Here is a 22,423-nt window from a genome sequence, read left to right on the forward strand (position 1 = left end):
AGTCCCGCAGTATCCTCGGGACAGCTTGGACACCGAAACTCCGGCGATTTTGATCTAAGCTCAGGGGCCCATTTACGATACGCAATCCATTTGAGCGTCTCGTAAACCAGGCCGCCAATCTCCATCATAAAAGAATCGCGGACTATGTTACGAACAAGGTCATAATTCGAGATACCAGGAACGCGAATGTTTCGGAGCGGTAGCACAGTTGATGTTTGCAGCGCAGACTCGGCCATTAGCGCTTTCATCTGAACCGGGTGTGGCATCTCTGGGTCGATCTTGTCGAGCTGGCGCCGGTCGATTCTCACCAGCGCTGTCTTTACAAAGGCCATCGAGCGGGCGGGGTAGCCATCCGAACGAACAACTTGCATCGATCCATCGACCGCGATAACAGTCTTGAGAGGGTCGATCCCGTCGGTACCGAGCTCTTGCCATAGATCTATACCCGGTTCCTCTGATGAACCTCCCGGGTACTCAAATTGATCAATTAGATTCTTCACGAATTGACTTTTTACAACCTCCAGGTGTCCCAACTTGCTCGCCTGCTCGGTAGAAGTCAAGCGCTGTCCGCCCTGATACGGCATAATCAGCCTCCGGTGCCCGCTTCGAATAGCCGCGCCTGCACAGGGATGACGAACCTGTGGGATTTTGTCAGCATTCTCATAAATCCAGGGGTGCGCGTCCTCATTATTTCATCCTCAACGCCCGCAAAAGCACGCTGCAGTCGTGTTAGGGTTTTCGTCTCATCGGAGGAGGACAGATGGCCGACAAAGAAGTTCTCTGTCTGCGTCAATAATTCGCCGTAGATCGTCGAAGGGGATTGTGTTGAATAAGTCATGCCGATATGAAACTTCGCACCTTCCTTGGCAAAACGCGCATAAACTCCCGTTAGATCTTTGACTCCAACCGGAAATAGATTGTGCGCCTCTTCGAAATACAGGTGAACGAAGTGACTCCCCAACGAGTCCGAAGTGAACTTTTCCTCTTGGTGAGAGAATACGTGACGCGACAACATGTCAGCAAAAAATGAGCGGATCCTGTCGCTGGCATTACCGAGATCGAGGATTACAGTGCGCCCAGAATCGAGGGCAGAAAGAATCTCTTGAATGAAGTCTGTTGCGGCATCATTGTGATAACCACGGTATCGGTTTAGGACTGTCGGCCCCGTGGCGCTCTGCGACTTCGGAGCGAGAAGCCCGAAAAGAGCGTGATCGTCCGGTTCAAATGAATTCTTTACCTGTTGATGATCAGAATTTTCTCGGGCAAACTTGATGACGGCGAGGAGTTCGCTTTGCAGAGCAGCCAAGCTAGTGGGCGGATTCGGCTCTTTTCCCACACCGTAGACCGCCGTTCTCAGCTCTTTTCTGTAGTGCGGGTCGAATGCACCCGATCCCCCTCGCATGCTGATTCGCCTGCGCAACTTGGCTTCGTTTGCGGAGAAGCCAGCCGCGTGCAGGATAGCCCAGTATGTTTGAACACGACGTAGAAATTTCGTGCGAGAACTATAATCGTTGCTATTTGCGAACTCATCGATCTCATCGATATTCAGAAGTTTTACGCTGGCGAACCCTTCAATGTAGTCCGATTTTTTGTTGTCCTGAAGAAGCATTTCGGCGAGTATTTCGATTCCCGATGCGGGTTGTTCATAAAAATTAATCCGCAACGGCTTCGAAGGTGTTTTTGGGCGAGAAGTCAATGCGTATACGTCGCAGATATCTTCGTTCGCGCTGCGGATCGACGTCGACTTTGAACCGCCCTGGGAATTATCGTTTGCATACTCACCATTAATATCAAAGATGAGCTGCCCGACCGCCCCATCGGAGCGCGTAGCGTCGATGACAGCCTGGGCCAAAAGCTTCACTACGTTGGACTTACCCAAGCGAGTCTTCCCGAACATCGCGGTCCTGGCGCCCTTGAAGTCGTCCACCGAGACTCTTACTGTGGTAGCTATCGCGTTACCAGAACCTGCATTCAGGATGGCAGACAGCCTATTTTCGGTGGGTCTTAGCGCACCGATAGCGATAGCTTCTCCTGTCTTCGGGCGAACAAGACCATTGACGATAATGTCTAGAAGGGCATCGTTTGGAGAGTAGACGCGATAACGGTGAGCACTTACGATCGAATTAACGTCGCCAGAAAAAGCAATTTTATTACGATCTTCTGGATCTGGATAGAACATCCCAAGTACCGCACATTTCAGAGCGCCCCATTGCAATTCGCTTTGGGTCCACACGTCAAGCTCTGGCATTGATTTTTTGTGCAGCTCAAAGTACGTTTGCTGCACCTGGCCAGAAAGAGGAGTTTGAGCCGCTTCACTCACCCTCAACAATGTGAAGTGAGGGGGGAGACCGTGAATGTTACTAGGAGCCAGGATAAGAAATGAACCCCGAGGAATCCCGCCGACGGCGACCTTATAAGGGTCTGACGTTATGATCGTGGCAGTATCGTAGCCTACGTCGAGCACATAACCTACAAAGCGCATCTTGTCGATCTGCTGCGCTTTTTCGAAACGATCTTCTGCTTGAATGAAGTCAGTAAGTACAGCGAGAGGGCTGTCCTGGTATTCTAGCCTGCTGAAGAAATCACTTGCTTCCACTGGGCCGCCTCCGACGCTTGCTGATAATCACCAATTCTTCGAACTGCCTACGACTTTTAGCAGTAGCTGATATTGGCGAAAACCGGCTGACTGTCTGAAATTTAAAGCGGCCCGCACCATATAGCTGTACGATTGTGCTGTGTGATGCGTTCGTGACGACAATTTGTGCCCCCCGTTCGGCCGCACGAGTCGCTGCTTTCGCCAACCTGTCCTGATCATCCCAAGAAAAGAGGGTTTCGTTATATTTTATAAACCCGTTTTTGTTGTGGCGAACCGTGTAGGGTGGATCAAGAAAAACTAGATCCCCCTCTTCGGCTTCATCTATGATCGATTCAAAATCGCTATTACGAAGTTCGGCTTTCTGTAGCATTCGAGACACTGCAGTAAAATTGTCAGTATCAAGAACGACGTTCGTGCGCGTTCCAATTGGGACGTTGAAGCGCCCTTGACGATTGACTCGATAAATACCATTAAAGCAAGTTCGATTCAAGTAAATTAGCCGCGCCGCCTGAGCTGCTAGAGATTCAGGAATCGGATCATCGCGAACTTTATAGTAGTGGTCGTTACAGTGCTTATGATGATACTCTTCAAGGAGTAAAGTAACGTCTTCGGCGTGCATTTTAATGCCCTTGAAAGCCGTGATCACATCGATATTAATGTCGGCCAGTAGGGCGCACTCTGGTTTTATATGAAAAAATACTGATCCTGCGCCAAGAAATGGCTCGATGTAGCGGCGATGCTTGATCGCAAAGAGTTCGGGGTGCGACGCGACGAGCCATCTTTTCCCACCTGGCCACTTAAGGAAAGGGACGATCGCAGGGCTGTCGAGCCTCTTCGTATCCTTTCCGGCAGCCGGGCTCACCTGCGGTGTCCGGAGTGGCTCTGAGGCTGAGGCCAGCCACCCGAGATCGAAACCCAAACAGCCAAGCCAGATACTCTAGGAGATCTTTTCCTCACTTTGGGTGACGAGGCGGTCTTTATGGACATGACAGCACCTCCCCCTGGTAGATCTCGGTCCCTATCGGATATAGATCCTATAGCCTCTCCGCAAGCACATACGATCCGACTCTGGCGAGCTCTTGGTCGTCGGCTCTTGGTCGACGACCACAGGCGGCCTCCTGCTCTCTAGCTAGATCGTCGAGACGGACACGATGCGCGCTCATCTGACTTCTGTTCGAGAAGTTCCGTTGCCTACGCAGGATGTCTAGACCTTCAGATCATGAAGAGGAGGTGCGTGGACGAGCCAGGGCCAGTTACGCTTCGCTCGCCACGGCACGCCGCGAAGGCTGCGGCTTTTTGATATTTGATCGTTCAAGGACTTTCTGTAACCACAACTCGGTGAAATGGCGTACTGCAGTCGTACTGCAACCGGGGTGGACACCCGTGGACGTCAGTAGACATCACCGAGCCCGCGACCTGCACCGATGGACGTCGGTGGACGTCGGTGGACGTTCATGGATGGTGCGCCGAGGGCTACGGATCAAAAGGTTGGGCAGATCCGGCGCGAGTTTCACACATGCGGGGGCTCCGCCCCCGCGCCCCCGGCCCTTCCTCTGGAGAGTAAGGAGAAGGGGCGACAGTCCGCTGATCCTCTCCGCCGGTCGAGCACCCGAAGGGCTACCCCAGAACCCCCCGGCCGGGCAACGGCCGCACGGCACCCAGCCCGGTACCGCCACGACGGCGGCCGTTGTCCGGCCGGGGGAACCCGGGGTAGGGCACAGCTTGCCCGACCGACGGAGAGGATCAGCTCAGCTCAGGACATGTGACGGCAGCCATGTACATTGCCGGCTGTGCGACCTACACCGACGGACATACATAGACGAACACGGAAGATTCCATAATCCGCAGGTCAGTCCATCCTGTCGAGGTACCGACGGATGTAGCCAACCGTGTAGCCGCGCCGGCGGACGTCGGCGGAACCGGCGCTCAGGCCAACCCGACTGTACGGACGAGCACTGACGTCAGTGGACGAACCGGACCCGACTGCACACGACAAAGATCGAAAAAGCAAGCGGGAAGCGTTCAAGATCTGCCCGCTATCCGCCCGTAAACGGCGAGAGACAGCCGGATCCGGTGGGACACCACAGGACTTGGTACGAGCCGTCGGGTTGGCACGAGGCGGGTGCATCGTCCCAGCTCCGAGCCTGTTTGCGCTGGTCAGAGCGGAGGGCGTGGGATTCGAACCCACGAGGAGCGTTGCCACCCCTAGCGGTTTTCAAGACCCGTACGCGTCTGCGGCCTCGGGGCTGCTGACCAGGACGGTCCCGATGTTCGTGCGTGCCCTGGTCACGGTGTCCCCATGGATTCCCCACGGTGTCATGGTGCCGGCTGTGAGCGGCTTCAGGCCTGTATGAGCTGGGGTGGGATGCTGATGCGGTGGGTCATGGGGATGCGGCGGACGGCTGGGACTTCTTCGTCTCGTACACACAGGCTGATCGCGGGTGGGCGGAATGGATCGCGTGGGTGTTGGAGGAGGACGGTTTCCGGGTCCTGGTGCAGGCATGGGATTTCGGCACGGGCTCGAACTGGGTGCGCGGGATGGACGACGGCGTGTCGCGGTCGCGGCGAACGGTCGCGGTCCTGTCCAGGGCGTATGCGCAGTCGCGGTACTGCCGGGCCGAGTGGCAGGCCGCATGGGAGAAGGACCCGGACGGTACGGATCGGAAGCTGGTGCCCTTCCGGGTCGAGGACTGTCCGCGGCCGGGCCTGCTGGCGCAGGTCGTCTCGGGTGACCTGTTCGGGCTCGCGGAGAGCGACGCGCAGGGGGTGGTCGTGGGTGCGGCCCGGTCTGCGGCCGGTCAGGGTGGTCGGGGTGGTAAGCCTGCGGTGAGGCCGTCGTTTCTGCCGGGCGGGCGGGGGTGTCGGGGCGGGTGGCATTCCCCGGGGCGGCGGGTCCGCGCCCCGCCCGGCTGCGGCCCTCGCTGGATGTGCTGCCGGGGCTGCCGGGGCGGTTCGTGGCGCGGGAGCTAATGCCTAGGGGTGTAGTTCCTTTGGAGGGACTTTGATCATACTTTGAGTAGTAGAGACATTACTCCGGGTGAAATTTGGTCAATATTGAAGCCGATGATCTTGTTACAGGTTGATCCGCTCCGCCCTATCACCGTTCCCGGACCGCGCGCACGACGATGAGGCGGAACGGATCTACGGATGCGGTTGCACGCAGGGTCCCAAGCATCAGTCGATATCCCGATGATCTAGAAAACGACGACAGCGTCCCACTTGGAGGGCATCCTGTTACTACAATATATAGTCAATCTACTACTCTTCGCATAAATTTGCCTCCCTCCAAAGGAACTGCACCCAATGCCTAGCACCAACACGATGCTGACAGTTACGGCAACAATAGTTGCCGCGCTGATTACGGCTGGTGCCACAACCTACGCCGCGCGGTCTGGTGCCAACAACAGCATAGGGAGTTCGCCTTCTGTATCGGCTCCGGCTACTACCGAATTGACAGGACCCTCAGTTACTTCGCAGACTCCCTCAGTGTCGCGACAGTCCTCCTCTCGGCAGGCCCCTGTCGCGATCCCCTCCGGTCCCGAAGTTCCCACCACCATCGAACAGCAGTCACCAGCCCAGCCAACAGCACCAGTCCGCCAGTTATACATCGACCTCAAGATAAGCATGACGAGCCCCAAAACTGCCCCCAACGTATTCACGAATCCCATGCACTTCTCATGGCATGCTGAGGTGACCGACTCCACGGGCGAGCGACTCTTGAAGGATTGCTATTTGACGCTCTCGCTCTCGGGTAGCGAAACCAGAACATACTCGGGCGACTGCCAATGGACCACCCCTGCTGACATATTTGAACTAGGGCCTGGCTCCTATCACTTCAAGGCAGTAGCCACCAGCGGGGCTGCCAAGGGACAGAAGACGATTGACTTCCAGGTCGTGTAAGGGGGAACACCAACAGCAACAACCGCCACCCGGACAGGAAGCCCCTGGGCTTGATCGACAAACCCACCGCCATAAGGTCTCCTAACCGACCTGGTGGAGGAGTTGGTCGGCCTAGTCAAGCAGACGCCCTGGTCCCGGGCATGCGCTCACCTGATGACTTCTACCCTGCTCCAATACTGGGCCAACCGGCGACGTAAACGCAAACCCCGCAGGTGCGGCTCTTCTTGAGGTAGTTGATTCTGGGCGGGGTCAAATGGTCGTAGCGACGCTCCGATGAGATTATACCAGTAGCGTCGAGAGAATGGATGGTGGATGGGCCAGTGCGAGGCGTTGAACTGGCAAACGCCGCTTGAAGCATTCAACGATTTGCTGGCGACAAATGTGTCGCCTTGGGCGGTTTCCAGCGGTCAGCGCACCGCCCGCCTCGCGTCGGGACCCTGAGGCAGAGTTCGAATCGGGCTGTTGGGGCAGGACAGGAGCCTGCCCAATCGCGATCAACCTTGCCGAGCCCCTGCTCCCAGCACGATGCGGACGGTGCACTGACCCTTTGAGATCAAGTTAAGTTAGCGTACAATCACAGCTCGAAATGGCAGAACAGATGATTGCGGTAGGTCTTTCTCAATCATGGCCGGATTGACGATGTAGCGACCTGGATCATAGATTGCAGCGAAGATTGCCTCACAGTCCGGATGACGCGGGTAGCGCCCCATGTCATGCAGGAGCTCATCGCAGACTTTCTTATCCCGCAAATCTGGTCGGGTAAACTTTGTCTCCACAAGTACGCCTGCTTCCCGAAGAAGAAAATCTACCCTTGACGCTCGCCCAGCTCTCTTGGGGACTGGATCTTCTGGTCGCACATCATCGTAGTGAAGACGCAGGATGGCGTGAGTCAGGTCTTGCAGATCCGCTTCGTTGGTGAGGGTCGGCTGCGGCACTCGCTCATTGTCCGCGGAGCCGAGCACATCGATAAATGCTGGCAGGCGCCGAAAAATCTCGGCTAGGTCACTCAAGACCGGCTCAATCGCGTCACCCTCATGGAGAGTTCGTTCAAGAACATCTCGCTGTTCGACCATCCCCTTTCGCGGGAAGCTGTCGAATGTTACCTGCCAGCGGGGAAGCGTGTTCGGCTGCTCCGGATTGTAGAGCTGGTACTCTTTTCGCGGATCCGCAAGAAATCCTTTAACTCGCGCGATCAATGCGCCACCTTCGTACATGTTCTCGAACTTGGCACGGTCGGAGTCAGGTACAAAAGGCCGGGCGCGCGTATACCAGGACATGTATTCGCGTCGACCTTTGCTAATCTCGTCTGGTGATGGTTCATCGCCTTCCTGCCACTCCAGGAATAGCTTTTCGAGCTTTTCACTCTCGGCGATAAGCGATTCGATCGCCTGCCGACGCGTCTCCCGGCTACCCATTGCTCCTCGTACAGACTCGGCCTGTGTCCGTTGCGAGCGTACGCCCGCAACAGAGGACCATACGGCGGCGCGTAGGTTGCGACGCGCCCGGCGAGCATGGCCGCCCACGGCCACGCGCAGCCGGTTGCGGGCGCGCGGCACGCGCCGCGGCTTGATCCTAAAACGGAGAATTCGGCAGTCTGCGGGCTTATTCGCTGTGGTACGAGTCGTTCGCCGCTGGTCGGATCAGATGCTGCGGGGGTCGTCTTCGGTGACGTGCCCGCCGATGGCAGCGTAGCCGGGGGGTCCGGGTTCGGCGTGAATGATCGAACCTTGGCCGTGCCAGATGGTGAGACGGCGTCCGAGTGCGGCGGCCAGGCGCATGGAGGCTGAGCCAGTGGCTTCGTCCTCGACAATGCCGAGTCGACCGGCGAAGGTACGGGCACGGACGGTGCCGGCGGTTTCGTTCTGCCACGCCCAGACCTGGGTCATCTCCTGGGCAGGATTGATCGGCCCGGTGAGGGCGTCGACCTGCTCGGCGCTGGCGAGACGTTCCTGCCACCACGGCGGGGTAATCGCGAGCGGGGCGCGGACCCACACCCCGTCCGGATCGGTCCAGGTTGCGGCTTCCCCTCCAGGCATCCGGAGAACGTCGGGGTGGGTTCCAGCGAGGTGGGCGATCATCCAGGCGGCGCCGACGGCGGGATGTCCCGCGAACGGAAGTTCCCGACGCGGGGTGTAGATCGCGATGAGGGCTTTGTCGGGGTCGTCGATGAACACGGTTTCGCTGTAGCCGAGAGCGGCGGCGATGGCCTGCCGGCGGTCACGGTCGGGGACGGTGACCGGGGCGTTCTCGATGATGCCGAGGGGGTTACCGTACCTACCGGCATGATCGGTGAATACCCGGAGGGCCCGTACCGTGACCACGTACCGCCTCCTTGCCAGCCGGATGCCTGCCCACACGATGCCTGCTGTGAGCGGTTCCTGTCTGCTGGATGCGCGGTTCGGCTGCGGTTGGTAAGCGCTCAGCCCGGGGACTACGGTGGCGGCGAACGGACCAGGGTCAGAAAGCGGCGATCTCGTGACGGAGATCAGCGGCGCTGCCGGCGTTGTGGTAACGCTGGGCGTTGAGCATGGAGACGATGCGGTCGAGGCGGCGGCGGTGCCAGGACACTCGGTTCTCCCGCGGGATGGTCAGTACCGGTTGCAGGGCGTCAACGACTCCGTCGATATTGCCGAGGAGAAGCCGGGCGGTCGCCAGGTAGATGTGAGCGAGGATCTCGTCGGTGAGGAAACGTTCCTCGGCCGGTCCGGTCTGGAACAGGTCGATGGCGGTGGTCGCGGCATCTTCCGCAGCTGCCGCGTCAGCGCGGTCGGTGAACCAGATGAGGCTACTTGCGCCGTAGTAGTGGGTTTTCGCGCGGGTGAACGTGAACAGGCCGGTGTCGATGTCACCGGGGATGCCCGGGCTGTCGATGGCCTTGACCGCGGTGGTGAGTGCGGCGCGGGTACCGGTGCTGTCCCCGAAGTGGGCCAGGCACTGTGCTTCGCCGCTGGCCAGACGCGCGAGCCCCGCGCCGGTGGGGTGTAGCGCCATACCGGCGCGGATGTACTGGTGGGCGTCGGTGTAGCGGGTGGCGAAGCGGGCGATCAGGCTTTGGGTGCCACGGACCCAGATGGCAAGGCCGGTGTGCCCGGCCATGTCGGCGCACATCAGCGCGCTTCGGGCGTTGGTCATGGCCGCGCGGGGTTCGTCGAGGTCGAGGGCGGCGTAGGCGAGGATGCCGGAGAGCTGGCCGCCGATCAGGTAGAGGTCGCGCATCTGGGTGGGACGGCATCCCTGGTCCAGGGCGGCGAATACCTGGGTGCGCATGTGGTGGGCCTCGGTCAGCATGTCTTCGGGTGGCGTGGCGATCGCCTCGACCGCCAGGCGGGCGACGTCGTCGGCGAGCTGTTCGATCAGGAGGGGGTCCACGGTCGCGCCGCCGATCCGCCGCACGAACGCGGCGGACTCCCGGGCGGTCGCGGTGACCAGCTCACCAGGGAGCATCTCGATACCGATAGCTGCTGAGAGGCCGAGCGACACCGTGCGGCGGGTGGGCTGTGCGGGTGTGTTCGCGGTGGATCCGTCAGATCTGACGGTGGTGGTCGTCCTGCTTTCCTGGTGGGCTTTCTCGTCATCCAGGCCGAGGCGTGCGCGGGGGATGTTCAGGCCGTTCGCGAGCCGCTCGAAGACGGCCAGCGTTATCACCTGTCGTTTGCCGTTGCGGATCTCGCTGATATGCGACTGGGGCATGCCACACGCGGTAGCGATTTGCCCTTGGGTGGCACCGGTCCATTTCTGGAACGTCTTCAACACCGTGGCCATGTCGCGCTGGTCAAGGGCCTGGGTCATGTCCGGGCGGTCCCACAGGTCGGCGGGTGGAGCGGGTAGCTCGTGGTTGCGGGACGTCACGGCTGCCTTCCTGCCGGGATGGTCGGGCGCAATCGGTCTCATGCTGCGCACCATCCGCCAGTTTAACCACCGGATGTATACGGCTGGCGGCCTTTTCACCGTTCGTCCGGCTCGTAATCGTGGCCGGGAGCCGGTCTGGCCCATGCCAAGAAATGATCACTATAGGGCTGGGTCGGTGTCCAACCAGCGGAGACGAAAGCGGGATGGGATGCGGTCAGCGACAGAGCCCACGACAAGCCCAGCGACCATCGGAGACGACGGCGAGCGGCTGCCGATCCTTTACGGGGTGGTGCGTTTCGAGCCGGGCGACGACCGGCGGGTCCGCGACACCACGATCACGTTTGATTCGCCTGCGTCGGCGGAGCTGTTCGCGGTGGAGAGCGGCTGGCATGACTATCAGGTGTGCCCGCTGTTCTTCTTCGTCGACACGGTCACGATGCCGGCGGCCGGGCGGGTGCTGCTGGGGGCGGCGTTGGCACGGTCGGTGCGGCGGGCCGGCGGCCGATGACCAGCGGGGCAGACACCCGGGTCATCGTCGACGGGGACACCTGTTCGATCACGATTCGGCCGGCGGATCGTCCGGTGGAGGTGCTGCGGGCCTGGGCGGCGTTACCGGATGGGGTGGGGTTCGCCGAGGCGTTCGGTGATGTGGATGTGACGCTGGTGTTCCGGCCGGCCGGTGAGCTGACGTCGTCGTGGGAGGCGGACGGCACGACATCGAAACCGGGCTGAGGTCGTCGCGCGGCGGAAACCACAGGGAACATACAAGGGGTCAGGATCCCGACGGGCGGAATCGTCCGTTGTCGGGGTGCTGGCTCCTTACCTGTTTGCTGCCTGCGTGGTGATGAGTTTCTCGACGGCGGCCAGGCGGCGGCAGACGTCGTCCAGGCGCTGTTCGATGCGGTCGATACCGGCGAGGATCTCCCGCTCGGTGGGCTGACCGACGCTCGTGGGGGTGCCTCCTGCCTGGAGGACGCGGATCAGGTGGTCGTCGGGCCAGCCGAGGGCGCGGGCGATCGCCGTGAGCGTCGTGTTCTGGACGCGGCGGCCGTGGGCGCCGTGCTGGATCCGGCGCAGTGTCGCCACCGATACCCCGGAGGTGTCGGCGAGCGCCTTCTGACCGATCCGCTGCTGAGCCATGCGCGCGTTGACCGTGTCGGCGACCGCGGTCCAGTCCTCGTTGGGGCGCGGGCCGCGAGCGGTGTGCACGGGAACGTTGTTTGTCATGCAGCAAAGATAATGGTGTGGTGTACTTCCGATTCCGATCTACGTCGTGATGCTGGAAATTATCCAGCGGCTGTATACACCGAGTGGAAAGCGCTTGGCGAGCGCTCCATGAGCAGCGCACTGTGGGAGCTGTCCGGAGCACGGCGAGATGCCGGCAACATCCGGACCTGATTCCTACGGAGGTGGGCGGCGATGGCGGTACCGCAGCGGATCCCCGTGCGGTTCGAGGATGTGTTTCCCCACGGCGCGTATGTACTCGGTGTGGAACCGGTCAACGATTTCGACAAGGTCAAGGCGGGGGTGGCCGACGCGCAGGAACGCGACAAGATTACCGGTGTGTTGGTGTGGGCGGTGCGGGTGATGGACGCCGACCCGAACGCGCGGGCTGGGTCGGCGGAAGTGAAGGTGAAGATCGCCGCGGCGGTGCAGCCGGTGCCGCCGGAGCCGTTGGCGGGGACGGTGTTGCGGCCGGTGGAGTTCGATGGGTTGACGGTGACGCCGTATGTGAACATGAACGGCTCGAAGCCGCGGCAGGGGCTGGCGTTGCGGGCGACCGGCCTCCGGCCGGTCGGTGCTACGGGCCGGCGGGTCGCTGACGGGCGGGCGGCGGCATGACCGGGCGAACGTCCGCCGCGGGTAGCGGCGGCGAGCGGGTGACGGTTGGGTCGAGCTGGCATGTGGGCCTGCATGTGGGGTCGGACTGGTCGGTGCGTTGCCTCACCTATCCGGATGAGCGGCCGATTCTCGCGTTGAACACCCCCGGTGCCCATCTGTCTCTCTCCACGGCGGATGGGATCATGACCGCTGATCATATTGATTTCGCTCACGCGTTGGTGCAGGCCGCCAACGACTATCTGATCGACTGTGAACGGCTCGTGTTGGACCGGGTGGCCGGCGAGGTAAAGACCGGGCCGGTCAGAGCGGCCTGAGTCGGCTTCTTTTCGTCGCGGGTTCCGGGACGGCTGTCTGAGTTTCCTTCTTCTCCGTTCGTCCCGGACCGTTGACCCTTATTTCTTTTCGTCCGTAGGCAAGGTGGGTGTGATCTGTCATGGCCAAAATCAACGGCTCCCGGCCGTTTCCGGAGCTGCCAACCCGGCATCCCACAGTGGATGTGCCGTTGTGGATGCTGCTTGTCGGGCTGGCCGGCAAGATATGCGCCCACGTGCTGGTCTTTCTCGTGCGGCATCCGGTGCCGGTCGGTCTGCTGCTCGCCGTGCTCGTGGTGCGCCACCGGTTCGGCCTGACCGGGCTGGGGGTCGCGCTGCTGGTCCTGACCGTCGTCGGAGCGGTGTGGCGGCTGGCCCATCGCCGGTCGTTTGGCTGGCTGGTCCGCTGGGTGTGGGGGCGGTGGCGGCTGGCCGTCGTGTATCGGTGGCGGTGGCGGCCGGTGATGGTGCATACCGGGCTGGCGATTCGGATGCCGACATCGAACGCCGAGCGGGTGGCGTTCGCCGAGACGTTCCCGCGGATTCGTCAGGTCCGCTGCGACCGGTGGGGGGACCGGCTGCGGGTGGAGCTGCTCTACGGGCAGACCCCGGCGTTGTGGGCGGAGCAGGCCGAAGCACTGCGCCATGCCTTCCGCGCCCGCGCCTGCCGGGTGCGTCCGGATCGGAAGGTGGGGTTCGTCTGGGTGGAGTTCACCCGCCGCGATCCCCTCGCCGACCCTGTCCCACCGGTCGATCTGGACGGTCCGGATGCGGACGGAGACGGCGGGGAGGACGACGGCTCGCCGGTGGATCTGTCGGGGCTGCCGGTGGGCCGCCGGGAAGACGGCGAGCTGTGGCGGCTGCCGGTCCGTGGTGCGCATGTGCTGGTGGCGGGGGCGACAGGGTCGGGGAAGGGCTCGGTCATCTGGTCAACGATCCGCGGCCTCGGCCCAGCCGTGCATGCCGGGCTGGTGGAACTGTGGGTCTGTGATCCGAAAGGGGGGATGGAGCTGGCGTTCGGGCAGGCGATGTTCACCCGGTTCGCGACCGACACCGCGTCCATCGCTGATCTCCTCGACAACGCGGTCACCGTCATGCGGAAACGGGCGGCCCGGCTGCGCGGGGTGGCCCGGTTGCACACCCCGACTGTCGGTGAACCGTTGATCGTGGTCATCGTTGATGAGCTTGCTTCGCTGACGGCGTATGTGACCGACCGGGAGGTGAAAAAGCAGCTCGCCGCCTCCCTGCCGCTGCTGCTGTCCCAGGGTCGGGCACCTGGGGTGGTGGTGATCGGGGCGGTGCAGGACCCGCGTAAAGAGGTGCTGCCGTTTCGGGATCTGTTCCCGGTCCGGGTCGCGTTGCGGATGACCGACGCCGACCAGGTCGACCTCGTGTTGGGTGATGGTGCCCGCGACCGCGGGGCACGCGCCGACGAGATCAGCGACGACATGCCCGGGGTCGGCTACGTGCTCGCCGACGGCCACGCCGACCCGGTCCGGGTCCGGGCCTGCTGGATCGACGATGCGGAGATCACCCGGATGGCGCGGCGGTTCGCCCCGCCGGCCGGTGAGGTCTTTACCCTCGACGATCTCGCACAGGGGTGGACCCCGGATGTCGACGGCTGGGCCGCGTGACCGGACCGGACCGCTATGCCCCGGTGGTCATGTTGCCGGTTTGTGGGTGGTGCCGGCATCTGTGGGTCGCGCACTGGGCGGATGACGGCTGCCAGATCCCGGCGGGGCGGTGGCGGGTGTGCGGCTGCCGGGAACCCCCACCCGACCACCCCGATGACCATGGGCAGGAGGAACGCGCGGCATGACCGAGTCGAGCACACCACCGACGGCGGGAACCCGGGCGGCGCGGCTGCGACAGCCGCTGGCCCGCCATGTTCTGGAGGCGGTGGCGGTCGAGAACGGGGTGTGTATCCGTCCGTTGGCGATGCGGACAGTCAACCTGGTCACCGGGGAGACGGAAACCGTCCCGGTGCCCTGCGGGGCCACCCTGGCATCGAAGTGCCCGCCGTGTGCGGAGCGGGCACGGAAACTGCGGATGGCCCAGTGCAAGGCCGGCTGGCATCTCGACGACGAACCCCTCCCCGACCCCGACCCCCCGACCGCCGACGCGAAGACACTGGTCCAGCTCCGGGCGGACCTTGAAGCCGTCCGGACGGATGCGGTGACCGGCCACGATGTGGAGCAGGTCGCCGACGTGGACGATTTGATCTCGCAGGTGGACGCGGCGTTGACCGATCTCGGCGTGCGGGGCAAGACCGCGCCGGACGGCCGGGAGCGGCCCCGGCGGACCCGGTCGACGCGGCGGCGTCAGGATGCCCCGGACCTGCCCCGGCTGCCGGTGGACCGGCGCACGGTCGGGCGGACGTTCACCGGCTCGGACGGGATGGTGTGGCGTCCGTCGATGTTCCTCACGCTGACCTGCGACAGCTACGGCCGGGTCACCTCGGAGGGCACGCCGGTCGATCCGGAGGGCTACGACTACCGGCGGGCGGCCCGCGACGCGATCCACTTCCCCAAGCTGGTGGATCGGTTCTGGCAGAACCTGCGCCGGGCGGTGGGGTACGACGTCCAGTACTTCGCTTGCCTGGAACCGCAACGGCGCTTGGCGCCGCATCTGCATGCGGCGATGCGCGGGACGATCCCCCGGGTGCTGCTGCGCCGGGTGGCGGCGGCGACCTACCACCAGGTGTGGTGGCCGGCGTGTGACCAGCCGGTTTACAGCGCGGATCGGCTGCCGGTCTGGGACGAGCAGACCGGCAACTACCGCGACCCGGACTCGGGGGCATCGCTGCCGACCTGGGATGCGGCGCTGGACGCGATCGGGGAGGATGCCGAACCCGCCCATGTGGTGCGGTTCGGGGTGCAGGTCCGCGCCGATGGGGTGACGGCCAACAGCAGCACCACCGGCCGGTTGATCGGCTACCTGACCAAGTACCTGACCAAATCGTTGGACGCCTGTCACGACGTCGCCACTGACGCGCAGCGGGCGCATGTCGAGCGGCTCGCCGAGGCTCTGCGGTTCGAGCCGTGCTCCCCGACGTGTGCGAACTGGCTGCGTTACGGGGTGCAGCCGAAGAACCCGAAGGCCGGGTTGCTGCCAGGCCGGTGCCGGGGTAAGGCCCACCGGCGGGAAACCCTCGGTTTCGGCGGCCGCCGCGTGCTGGTCAGCCGGAAGTGGTCGGGTAAGACCCTTGCCGACCATCGGGAAGATCGCAAGACGTGGGTTCGGGAACAGCTCGCGGTCCTCGGCTACACCGGCGACGAGGCACGTGGTGGTCAGGGCGGCACGTCCGACCGGGTGGTCTGGCAGCTGCTCCGGCCCGGTGATCCGGCCGCCCCACGTCGGGAACATCTTCTCCTGCGCGCGGTCGCGGACCGTAACCACTGGCGCGCCCAGTTGGACGCAGCACGGGCAGCACGGGCGGCCCGCGGACATCCCGGCCCGTTTTCGGCAGTCGACCCCGGCATGCCCCGGGCGGCCTGACGTCTCGATTCAACGATCATCGGAGGGAGGAACTGTGCACACGCTTCTTCTCACCCCGGCTGAAGCGGCGGCTGAACTGCGGGTCAGCCGCGCGAAGCTCTATCAGTTGATGAAGGCGGGACTGATCGATTCTGTGGTGATCGACCGGTCGCGACGGATACCGCGGGCGGCGCTCACCGCCTACGTCGATCGGCTGCGCGGGCTGGAACAGCAGGATGCGGCGTGAACGGCGGTCAGGTAGCCGGGTCACGGGGTGGGCGGTGCTCGGCAATCCAGCGTTCCACGTCGTCGGCTCGCCAGATCTTTCCGGCTTTGATCTCGTCGAGTGGTTCGGGGAATGACGGGTCAGTGGTGACGATCTGGTGGACCCGGACGCGGCTCACACCGAGACGGGCGGCGATCTCTGCCGTGCCCATGAGTCGTTCCCGCATCATTCCCGAAGCGTACTTGACAGTCGCTAAGCCGCCATAGACACTCAATAGGACTTAGCGACTGCTAAGTAAGGCGGTCCCGTCGGGAGATCTCACCCTCCACGACGGGACCTCGATCCACACCCCTTCTCGTACAAGGAGCGCAGACCGTGACCCCTATCATTCCGCCTGTCTATGACCCGCCGCGCGACCCCTCCGACGGACAGCCGTTCGTCCGCCTCGACACCCCCGGCCAGGGCTACTACGAGATGACCGTCAAGCCGGGCGCCGACCCCTTCGACCTCGCCCGGACCGCCGTCCGGATCCCTACCGACGCGGTCTTCGTCGAAGCCCTCGGGGACGTCGACGTCGTGTTGGTGTTCCGGGCGATCCCCGGCACGGCGTTTCCGGCAACCCGCCCGTCCCACGGGGGTCCGGCCGGTGGCTGGGTGCCCGACATCGCCTCGTACCGCAGGGTTCCCGCGCAGACCCGGCCGTCCTGACCGGTCGTCGCGGTCCTTTGCTCCTCCCCCATTTTTCTTCCGTTCCTCTGGTAAGCGCCTGACCTGCCGGGGGGCCGGACGGGTCCAGGGTCGGCATAGCCGATCACGCAGTGACGCGTAGCGCCCTGGATGCGGCCGGTTTCCCGGCAGACCCTTTCGCGCCCAGAGGAGACGGGATATCTCGCCCAAAGAATCGGCAGAAGGAGCGGATTCTACATGTCCCCGCGCCCGACCCGTCGCCTTGTCCCGGCCGCACGCGAGGAGCTGCTCACGCTCGACCAGCTGTGCGACGAACTCAAGATCTCCCGCTCCACCTTCTATGACTGGCGGGCGAAGAGGCGCGCTCCTCGCTGCCTCACACTTCCGAACGGCCAGCTCCGGATCAGGCGAAGCGATCTGTCCGCGTGGCTCGATGGCCGCGAGGAGGCCGCGTGAACCCCCGACGTGCGGGAAGCGGCCAGCCGGGCAGGATCGACCGCCCGACAACCTACGACGTCCGTATCTGGAACGTCCGGAAAGTCGCGGGAAAACGCGGGACCACATATGAAGTGCGCTGGTCGGTTGCGGGCAAAGCTCGTTCCCGGAGTTTCAAGACGGCCGCTCTCGCGGACAGCTTCCGTTCCGGCCTGGTCAGCGCGACCCGTCGTGGCGAACCCTTCGACGTCGCCGATGGGATTCCGGTCAGCATGCTCGATCTCGGCAAGGATGAGCAGAGCTGGTACGGCCATGCCCGCGCATTCACCGAGATGAAATGGCGTGGGCTCGCGCCGAACTCCCGCCGGTCGGTCGCGGATACTCTCGCGACCGTCACTCCCGCCTTCCTTGCCACCCGGCGGGGCGCACCCGACCCGCGGATTCTCCGGGACGCCCTGTACGGCTGGGCATTCAACATCACGCGATCGACCGACGGAGACGACGCTCCATCGGACGATGTGGCCGCCGCCCTTTGCTGGATCGAACGGTCCACCGTGCCGATCTCGGCTCTGGCGGATCCGACCTATGCCCGTGCGGCACTCGATGCCCTGGCGGTGAAGCTCGACGGGTCACCGGCCGCAGCGAACACGATCGCCCGCAAACGGGCAGTGCTGTTCAGTTTGATCGAATACGCCATCGAGCTGGGGCATCTCGACGTCAACCCGCTGACCCGCATCCAGTGGACCGCGCCGAAGGTCGGCGAGACGGTCGATCGCCGGGTGGTCGTGAACCCCGCTCAAGCGCGGGCGCTGCTCGACGCGGTCGGCGGGATCTCCCGGCCGCTGGTCGGCTTCTTCGCCTGCATGTACTACGCGGGAATGCGACCCGCCGAGGTGAACACGCTCCGTGAGGCCGATCTCGACCTTCCCGCCAACGGCGGCTGGGGGACACTGACGCTCGCGAACTCCACGCCGACGGTGGGCGGCCAGTGGACCGACAGCGGCGAGCGGGAAACCCGTCAGCTCAAACACCGGGCGAAGGACGAGACACGGCCGGTGCCCTGCGCTCCACACCTCGTCCGGATCCTGCGGGATCACCTGGCCGAGTTCGGCACCGCCCCGGACGGCCGGCTGTTCCGCGGTGCTCAGGGTGGCCCCGTCCCGGACAGCCGATACGGCGACGTCTGGCGTGCCGCGCGCGCGAAGGCTCTCACTCCCGCACAGTTGGCCTCGCCACTCGCACGCCGGCCGTACGATCTACGTCACGCTGCGGTATCGACCTGGCTGAACGCGGGCGTCCCCGCAACCCAGGTCGCCGAGTGGGCCGGGCACTCCGTCGCGGTCCTGCTGCACGTCTACGCGAAGTGCCTCGCCGGCCAGGACCAAGCTTCCCGAGACCGCATCGACACCGTCCTGAACCCTGGGGACACCTCTTGATCGTCCCCACATATTCCCCACAGACGGCCGTAGATGACCACTCACGGCCGGGCACAGCCGGACAGCCGCGAGCCACAAAAAGATCACAAAAAGAAGATCTAAAATAGCCATGACCTGCGGATTCAGGTCAAAGGTGCTGGTCAGAGCGGAGGGCGTGGGATTCGAACCCACGAGGAGCGTTGCCACCCCTAGCGGTTTTCAAGACCGCCGCCATCGGCCACTAGGCGAGCCCTCCTGACCTGCGGAAACGCTGTCAGGCTACGTCCGGCTCGCCGGGGTCTGCCTGCCATGTGCCCGCCATGTGCTGTCCCAGGATCTCACAGCCCCCTCAGGAGCTGTCGGCCGCATCGTCGGCCTTCTCCGGCCGGGACGTGCCGAGGACGGCTCAGGCACAAGGATGGACATGAAAATCCCTGCTCCTTGCTAAGAGCAGCAGGGGACGCGGCGTCGCGAGGCCAGGGCACGCACCTCGCGTCATCGCTCCCCGTCCATCGCCGCGCGATGCACGGATACCCCGGCTCGTCAGTCGCCACCCAACACCTCCGGCGCCTGCCTCCGCCGCCTCGCGATGCGCGCCCCCAACCTCACTCTTGGATCAACGCGCACGTTATCTTTGCGGTTGTCAACCACCCTGCTGATCATGACGCAGCGTCTGATGGGAACAGTCGAGATCACCGAACGTCTCTGGCGTGACCAGACAGCGTGTCCACCAGATCGAGACCACCGACCCGACCTTCCCGAAGCCGGTTGTCGAACTGTCCGCGGCACGCTCCGGGAAACAAACGAGTCCACCGTCATCGAATTTCACGGTTTCGGTCGGTCGGTCGGCGGAGCGAGCCCAGCCCCGCGGCCCAGCCCGGTGGCAACGGCTGCCGGTGCCGCCGCAGGGCCGCGGGGTGATGTCGGGTCAGGCGGGTGTGCCGCCACGCCGCCGCGCCCGCCGGATGGCGCCGAGAGCCACGTCAAACATGAGGAAGGCCAGCAGGGTCACACCGAGAACGGGCAGTGCCCAACCAGCGGCAGCGGTGAGCACAATCCCAATGACGAGCGCCGGTCGCGGCAACCCACGCCAGGTCCCGCGTGCCGGAGCCGGACCGACGAGCGCCCGCCGTTCATCACGGACGGGCCGCCGCTGCCACCACATCCGATAACCCCAAATGATCATACACAGCAGGCCAACCGCCAAAGATGCGAGGAGCAGCTGGTTGGCCAGGCCGAACAGCAGGCCCATGTGCGCGGCGACCCCGAGCTTGGTGAGTTTCGCGAGCAACGGGTAGTCAGCCCAGTCGGCCCGGGAGATGATCCGGCCATCGGCGGGATCGACCGCGACCTGGCTGAGCCGCACCGGCCACAGCTTGTCGGTCTGGGCAACGCTCCAGGCCGCGCCCGGCTTGGCGGGCAGGTCGATCTCGACCGGTCCGTCCAGCCCGGCCCCACGCGCCGCGGTGAGGACCCGGTCGACCTGCCCGGTGACGCCCGCTTCACCAACGCCCGCTTCACCGTTACCGGTCACGGAACCGGCCTCGGCCGTACTCGTGGCGGCCATCGCATGGCCCGCGTGGGATGCGGCCACGACGGGTGTAGGCAGGACGGTGTCGAGCTCCGGAGCGTGCGCGTGCAGCGCGTCCAACACCGAGCTGAAATGCGCACCAGCGTACCGCGACCAGGTCAGGCCGGTAGCAGAAAGAAACAGCAGGCCAACCACAAGCCACACCCCGACGCTGCCGTGCCAGGCCATCGTGCGGCGTCGGCCCCGCGCGCCCAGGTCGGGCAGCAGCACCCGCCGCACCCGCCGGGAGTTACGCCATCTGAGCACCCACAGAACCAGGCCACCACCGACCACCACCCACAACCAGCTTGCCGCCACCTCGGAGTACTGCCTCCCGAACGCGCCGAGGTGCAGGTTGCGGTGCAGGTCATCGAGCCATGTGGTCAGCGGGGTACTCCCCCACCAAGTGGTCAGCGCTCCCTGCGCCTGGCCGGTGTACGGGTCGACGTAGACGGTGCGCTGCTTCTCCCCGAGGCCGGGCACGTCGAGCACGACGCGGGTGGTCCGGTCGGCGGCGTCAGCGGGCAGGACGGCCGACACGGTCCCCTCCGGATGGACGGCCCGAGCCGCCGTGACCTGCTCGGCGAGCGGACGCGGATGCGCCCCGACCCGATCGACATACAGCTCGTCCGCGTAGACCAAAGCGTCGAGCTGCGGGGTGAGGGTGTAAGCGAGCCCGGTGAGCGCGGCCATCACCAGGAACGGCGCAACCAGCACGCCCGCGTAGAAGTGCAGCCGTACCAGCAGCCGGCGCGTCCCGCCGACCGCTCGCGACGGCGCGGCAGCGGGTCCTTCGCCGGTACCGGTGCCGGTGCCGGTGCCGGTACCGGCGTTGGCCGCCGGCGCTGGCACCGGGATGGGAGAAACAGGATGAACCGAAGGAGTGACGGGCTCGTCCGGGGACAGCCCGAGATGATCGACAGTGGTCATATGTGTCTCCAGAACAGCGGAACAGGAGGAAGTCACGAGGGCATGCGGCGGCCGCATCCCACCTGCAAAGATCAGAACTGGGCGCGCTCAGTGGTCGGCAACGGTCGGCGACAGGCCCGACCAGCTATCGAAAAACGCCGGCACGAGGGTGCGCGGCAAGCTGGTCGGGTTGCGGTAAGGGCCTGTTGTGAATCGAGGATCCGGCCGGCGAGTCGCGTTCAGGTGGTCTCTGGCAAGACGGGAGCCCGCACCGATACTGGCTGGGTCCTATCGGTGTGGCCAGCAACGAAGCCAGGCGCCAGCTGGGTGTGAATCACCCAGAAAAAGATCCAAAACAGGTGCTGAAAACGGGTGGCCCCCTGCGGGTGACCACATGGAGGAGCAGGGCAGGACGTGACACCCGCCGCATCCACCAAACGGGCGGGATCAGGTCGGCGGCGGGCGGGCGGGCAGACCCGACATGGCGTCGCAACAGCCGGCGGGCGACCCGGCGCGCGGCGGTCGCGGCACCCCGCGCCGCCCGCCACAGCAGCCGTTCCCCGACCGCGAGCCAGCAGGCGAGGACAACCGCGGCCAGCAGGTGCGCGATGGCCATCGCGGGCCCACCGGGCAGCAGGTCCACACCCGGCACCGCGCTCTGTGACACCATGTCGCCCGCATGGGTGATGGCGGTCACGCCGCTCGAGCCGCCGCCTGCGGCAGCGCCCACGGAAACGTTCGCGATACCGGCGGGTTCGGTGACGGCAAAGGCGAAATGCAGGCCCGCCTGCACCCCGACCACCACGGCGGCGAGTCGCCGGACGGACATCCGTCCCTTGGCCGCTCCCCAGCAGACCCGAGCGGTCACCAGCGTCCCGAACCCCATGACCGACAGCGGCGGCAACCGGCCGCACGTCACGCTGTGTCCGGCAACCGCCAGCAGGACAGCCAGGACCGCCACCGCCGCGGCGCGCACGCCCCGGCCGACGGGTGTCGCGGCCCAGTTCACAAACCCAGACCTTAGAGCGCCCGGCAACAGGGGACGCGGCGTCGCGGGGCCAGGGTACGCACCTCGCATCGTTGTCGTCGGTCGCCACCCAACACCAGGGTGGCTCCCTCCTCCGCCTTGCGATGCACGCACCCCAGCCCCGCTCCTTGATCCACACCCCTGCTGCCGGGCGCTCTTAGAGCGCCCGGCAGCAGGGG

The 22,423-nt window shown here is 64.3% G+C and carries 22 protein-coding genes, 2 tRNA genes and 1 pseudogene; 11 read left to right on the plus strand and 14 right to left on the minus strand.

Translation table 11 applies throughout. The annotated features are described in order from the left end of the window. The 4 genes and pseudogenes from MJ777_RS07580 to MJ777_RS07595 all read right to left on the minus strand — a co-directional run. Positions 1-584, minus strand: a pseudogene (locus MJ777_RS07580) (hypothetical protein); the annotation flags it as partial. 2 nt (positions 585-586) lie between these two features. Continuing rightward, complete coding sequence (locus tag MJ777_RS07585) at positions 587-2,596, minus strand: ATP-binding protein (RefSeq protein ID WP_239374503.1); 2,010 nt, start codon at positions 2,594-2,596, stop codon at positions 587-589. Beyond that, positions 2,583-3,458, minus strand: coding sequence for a Dam family site-specific DNA-(adenine-N6)-methyltransferase (locus MJ777_RS07590; protein WP_239374505.1), 876 nt, complete (start codon positions 3,456-3,458; stop codon positions 2,583-2,585). The genes MJ777_RS07585 and MJ777_RS07590 overlap by 14 nt, the downstream gene beginning before the upstream one ends. A 1,304-nt stretch (positions 3,459-4,762) precedes the next feature. Then, positions 4,763-4,844: transfer RNA gene (locus MJ777_RS07595), tRNA-Ser, on the minus strand. Positions 4,845-4,972: 128 nt separating this feature from the next. Between MJ777_RS07595 and MJ777_RS07600 the strand changes: the two genes are divergently transcribed. Beyond that, positions 4,973-5,566 carry a toll/interleukin-1 receptor domain-containing protein gene (locus MJ777_RS07600; RefSeq protein ID WP_239374507.1) on the plus strand — a complete coding sequence of 198 codons (594 nt, stop codon included), beginning with the start codon at positions 4,973-4,975 and terminating at the stop codon, positions 5,564-5,566. Positions 5,567-7,059: 1,493 nt separating this feature from the next. On the opposite strand, the gene MJ777_RS07605 is transcribed toward MJ777_RS07600, so the two are convergent. The 3 genes from MJ777_RS07605 to MJ777_RS07615 all read right to left on the minus strand — a co-directional run bounded on the left by MJ777_RS07605 (position 7,060) and on the right by MJ777_RS07615 (position 10,387). Further along, positions 7,060-7,911, minus strand: a complete 852-nt coding sequence (locus MJ777_RS07605; protein ID WP_239374509.1) for a hypothetical protein — start codon at positions 7,909-7,911, stop codon at positions 7,060-7,062. Between the two features lie 225 nt (positions 7,912-8,136). Continuing rightward, complete coding sequence (locus MJ777_RS07610; RefSeq protein WP_239374511.1) at positions 8,137-8,817, minus strand: PhzF family phenazine biosynthesis protein; 681 nt, start codon at positions 8,815-8,817, stop codon at positions 8,137-8,139. 136 nt (positions 8,818-8,953) lie between these two features. Beyond that, positions 8,954-10,387, minus strand: a complete 1,434-nt coding sequence (locus tag MJ777_RS07615) for a helix-turn-helix transcriptional regulator (RefSeq protein WP_239374513.1) — start codon at positions 10,385-10,387, stop codon at positions 8,954-8,956. 166 nt (positions 10,388-10,553) lie between these two features. On the opposite strand from MJ777_RS07615, the gene MJ777_RS07620 reads away from it, so the two are divergent. Then, positions 10,554-10,853 (plus strand): hypothetical protein, encoded by a 300-nt coding sequence (locus MJ777_RS07620; RefSeq protein ID WP_239374515.1) that lies wholly within the window; start codon positions 10,554-10,556, stop codon positions 10,851-10,853. Then, positions 10,850-11,077 carry a hypothetical protein gene (locus MJ777_RS07625; protein WP_239374517.1) on the plus strand — a complete coding sequence of 76 codons (228 nt, stop codon included), beginning with the start codon at positions 10,850-10,852 and terminating at the stop codon, positions 11,075-11,077. The genes MJ777_RS07620 and MJ777_RS07625 overlap by 4 nt, the downstream gene beginning before the upstream one ends. Positions 11,078-11,164: 87 nt before the next feature. Here MJ777_RS07625 and MJ777_RS07630 read toward each other — a convergent pair whose 3' ends face one another. Further along, positions 11,165-11,572 carry a helix-turn-helix transcriptional regulator gene (locus tag MJ777_RS07630; RefSeq protein ID WP_239374519.1) on the minus strand — a complete coding sequence of 136 codons (408 nt, stop codon included), beginning with the start codon at positions 11,570-11,572 and terminating at the stop codon, positions 11,165-11,167. 192 nt (positions 11,573-11,764) lie between these two features. Between MJ777_RS07630 and MJ777_RS07635 the strand changes: the two genes are divergently transcribed. The 5 genes from MJ777_RS07635 to MJ777_RS07655 all read left to right on the plus strand — a co-directional run bounded on the left by MJ777_RS07635 (position 11,765) and on the right by MJ777_RS07655 (position 16,222). Further along, entirely contained in the window at positions 11,765-12,187 is a 423-nt protein-coding gene (locus MJ777_RS07635) for a plasmid replication, integration and excision activator (RefSeq protein WP_239374521.1), read from the plus strand. Next, complete coding sequence (locus MJ777_RS07640) at positions 12,184-12,501, plus strand: hypothetical protein (protein WP_239374523.1); 318 nt, start codon at positions 12,184-12,186, stop codon at positions 12,499-12,501. Before MJ777_RS07635 ends, MJ777_RS07640 begins: the two co-directional genes overlap by 4 nt. 119 nt (positions 12,502-12,620) lie before the next feature. After that, positions 12,621-14,132 carry an FtsK/SpoIIIE domain-containing protein gene (locus tag MJ777_RS07645; RefSeq protein WP_239374525.1) on the plus strand — a complete coding sequence of 504 codons (1,512 nt, stop codon included), beginning with the start codon at positions 12,621-12,623 and terminating at the stop codon, positions 14,130-14,132. 181 nt (positions 14,133-14,313) lie between these two features. Further along, positions 14,314-15,996 (plus strand): replication initiator, encoded by a 1,683-nt coding sequence (locus tag MJ777_RS07650; protein WP_239374527.1) that lies wholly within the window; start codon positions 14,314-14,316, stop codon positions 15,994-15,996. 34 nt (positions 15,997-16,030) lie between these two features. Next, on the plus strand, positions 16,031-16,222 hold the full coding sequence (locus MJ777_RS07655; protein WP_239345437.1) for a helix-turn-helix domain-containing protein: 192 nt from the start codon (positions 16,031-16,033) through the stop codon (positions 16,220-16,222). 7 nt (positions 16,223-16,229) lie between these two features. Here MJ777_RS07655 and MJ777_RS07660 read toward each other — a convergent pair whose 3' ends face one another. Continuing rightward, positions 16,230-16,412, minus strand: a complete 183-nt coding sequence (locus MJ777_RS07660) for an AlpA family transcriptional regulator (RefSeq protein WP_239374529.1) — start codon at positions 16,410-16,412, stop codon at positions 16,230-16,232. 164 nt (positions 16,413-16,576) lie between these two features. On the opposite strand from MJ777_RS07660, the gene MJ777_RS07665 reads away from it, so the two are divergent. The 3 genes from MJ777_RS07665 to MJ777_RS07675 all read left to right on the plus strand — a co-directional run bounded on the left by MJ777_RS07665 (position 16,577) and on the right by MJ777_RS07675 (position 18,759). Continuing rightward, positions 16,577-16,909: a hypothetical protein gene (locus tag MJ777_RS07665; protein WP_239374530.1), complete on the plus strand. Its 333-nt coding sequence runs from the start codon at positions 16,577-16,579 to the stop codon at positions 16,907-16,909. A gap of 216 nt (positions 16,910-17,125) precedes the next feature. After that, on the plus strand, positions 17,126-17,344 hold the full coding sequence (locus tag MJ777_RS07670) for an AlpA family transcriptional regulator (protein WP_239374540.1): 219 nt from the start codon (positions 17,126-17,128) through the stop codon (positions 17,342-17,344). After that, positions 17,341-18,759 carry a tyrosine-type recombinase/integrase gene (locus tag MJ777_RS07675; RefSeq protein WP_239374542.1) on the plus strand — a complete coding sequence of 473 codons (1,419 nt, stop codon included), beginning with the start codon at positions 17,341-17,343 and terminating at the stop codon, positions 18,757-18,759. Before MJ777_RS07670 ends, MJ777_RS07675 begins: the two co-directional genes overlap by 4 nt. A 146-nt stretch (positions 18,760-18,905) precedes the next feature. On the opposite strand, the gene MJ777_RS07680 is transcribed toward MJ777_RS07675, so the two are convergent. From MJ777_RS07680 to MJ777_RS07700, 5 genes are all read right to left on the minus strand, one after another. Next, positions 18,906-18,994: transfer RNA gene (locus MJ777_RS07680), tRNA-Ser, on the minus strand. A 387-nt stretch (positions 18,995-19,381) separates the two neighbouring features. Then, a complete protein-coding gene (locus tag MJ777_RS07685; RefSeq protein ID WP_239374544.1) occupies positions 19,382-19,567 on the minus strand; it encodes a hypothetical protein in 186 nt (61 codons plus the stop codon). 99 nt (positions 19,568-19,666) lie between these two features. Then, positions 19,667-21,238, minus strand: coding sequence for a PepSY domain-containing protein (locus MJ777_RS07690; protein ID WP_239374546.1), 1,572 nt, complete (start codon positions 21,236-21,238; stop codon positions 19,667-19,669). A 313-nt stretch (positions 21,239-21,551) separates the two neighbouring features. Then, positions 21,552-22,226 carry a hypothetical protein gene (locus MJ777_RS07695; protein WP_239374549.1) on the minus strand — a complete coding sequence of 225 codons (675 nt, stop codon included), beginning with the start codon at positions 22,224-22,226 and terminating at the stop codon, positions 21,552-21,554. An 11-nt stretch (positions 22,227-22,237) separates the two neighbouring features. Next, positions 22,238-22,423, minus strand: a 186-nt coding sequence (locus MJ777_RS07700) for a hypothetical protein (protein ID WP_239374552.1), incomplete at its 5' end; no start/stop codon positions are given.

This window comes from Protofrankia sp. Cj5, assembly GCF_917627405.1.
In the GTDB taxonomy this organism is placed as follows: domain Bacteria; phylum Actinomycetota; class Actinomycetes; order Frankiales; family Frankiaceae; genus Protofrankia.

Excerpts from the sequence above, each read along its gene's own strand:
- MJ777_RS07605 (WP_239374509.1), bottom strand. The coding sequence starts at position 7,911 with ATGGGTAGCCGGGAGACGCGTCGGCAGGCGATCGAATCGCTTATCGCC.
- MJ777_RS07615 (WP_239374513.1), bottom strand. The coding sequence starts at position 10,387 with ATGAGACCGATTGCGCCCGACCATCCCGGCAGGAAGGCAGCCGTGACG.
- MJ777_RS07620 (WP_239374515.1), top strand. The coding sequence starts at position 10,554 with ATGCGGTCAGCGACAGAGCCCACGACAAGCCCAGCGACCATCGGAGAC.
- MJ777_RS07625 (WP_239374517.1), top strand. The coding sequence starts at position 10,850 with ATGACCAGCGGGGCAGACACCCGGGTCATCGTCGACGGGGACACCTGT.
- MJ777_RS07630 (WP_239374519.1), bottom strand. The coding sequence starts at position 11,572 with ATGACAAACAACGTTCCCGTGCACACCGCTCGCGGCCCGCGCCCCAAC.
- MJ777_RS07635 (WP_239374521.1), top strand. The coding sequence starts at position 11,765 with ATGGCGGTACCGCAGCGGATCCCCGTGCGGTTCGAGGATGTGTTTCCC.
- MJ777_RS07640 (WP_239374523.1), top strand. The coding sequence starts at position 12,184 with ATGACCGGGCGAACGTCCGCCGCGGGTAGCGGCGGCGAGCGGGTGACG.
- MJ777_RS07645 (WP_239374525.1), top strand. The coding sequence starts at position 12,621 with ATGGCCAAAATCAACGGCTCCCGGCCGTTTCCGGAGCTGCCAACCCGG.
- MJ777_RS07650 (WP_239374527.1), top strand. The coding sequence starts at position 14,314 with ATGACCGAGTCGAGCACACCACCGACGGCGGGAACCCGGGCGGCGCGG.
- MJ777_RS07660 (WP_239374529.1), bottom strand. The coding sequence starts at position 16,412 with ATGGGCACGGCAGAGATCGCCGCCCGTCTCGGTGTGAGCCGCGTCCGG.
- MJ777_RS07670 (WP_239374540.1), top strand. The coding sequence starts at position 17,126 with ATGTCCCCGCGCCCGACCCGTCGCCTTGTCCCGGCCGCACGCGAGGAG.
- MJ777_RS07690 (WP_239374546.1), bottom strand. The coding sequence starts at position 21,238 with ATGACCACTGTCGATCATCTCGGGCTGTCCCCGGACGAGCCCGTCACT.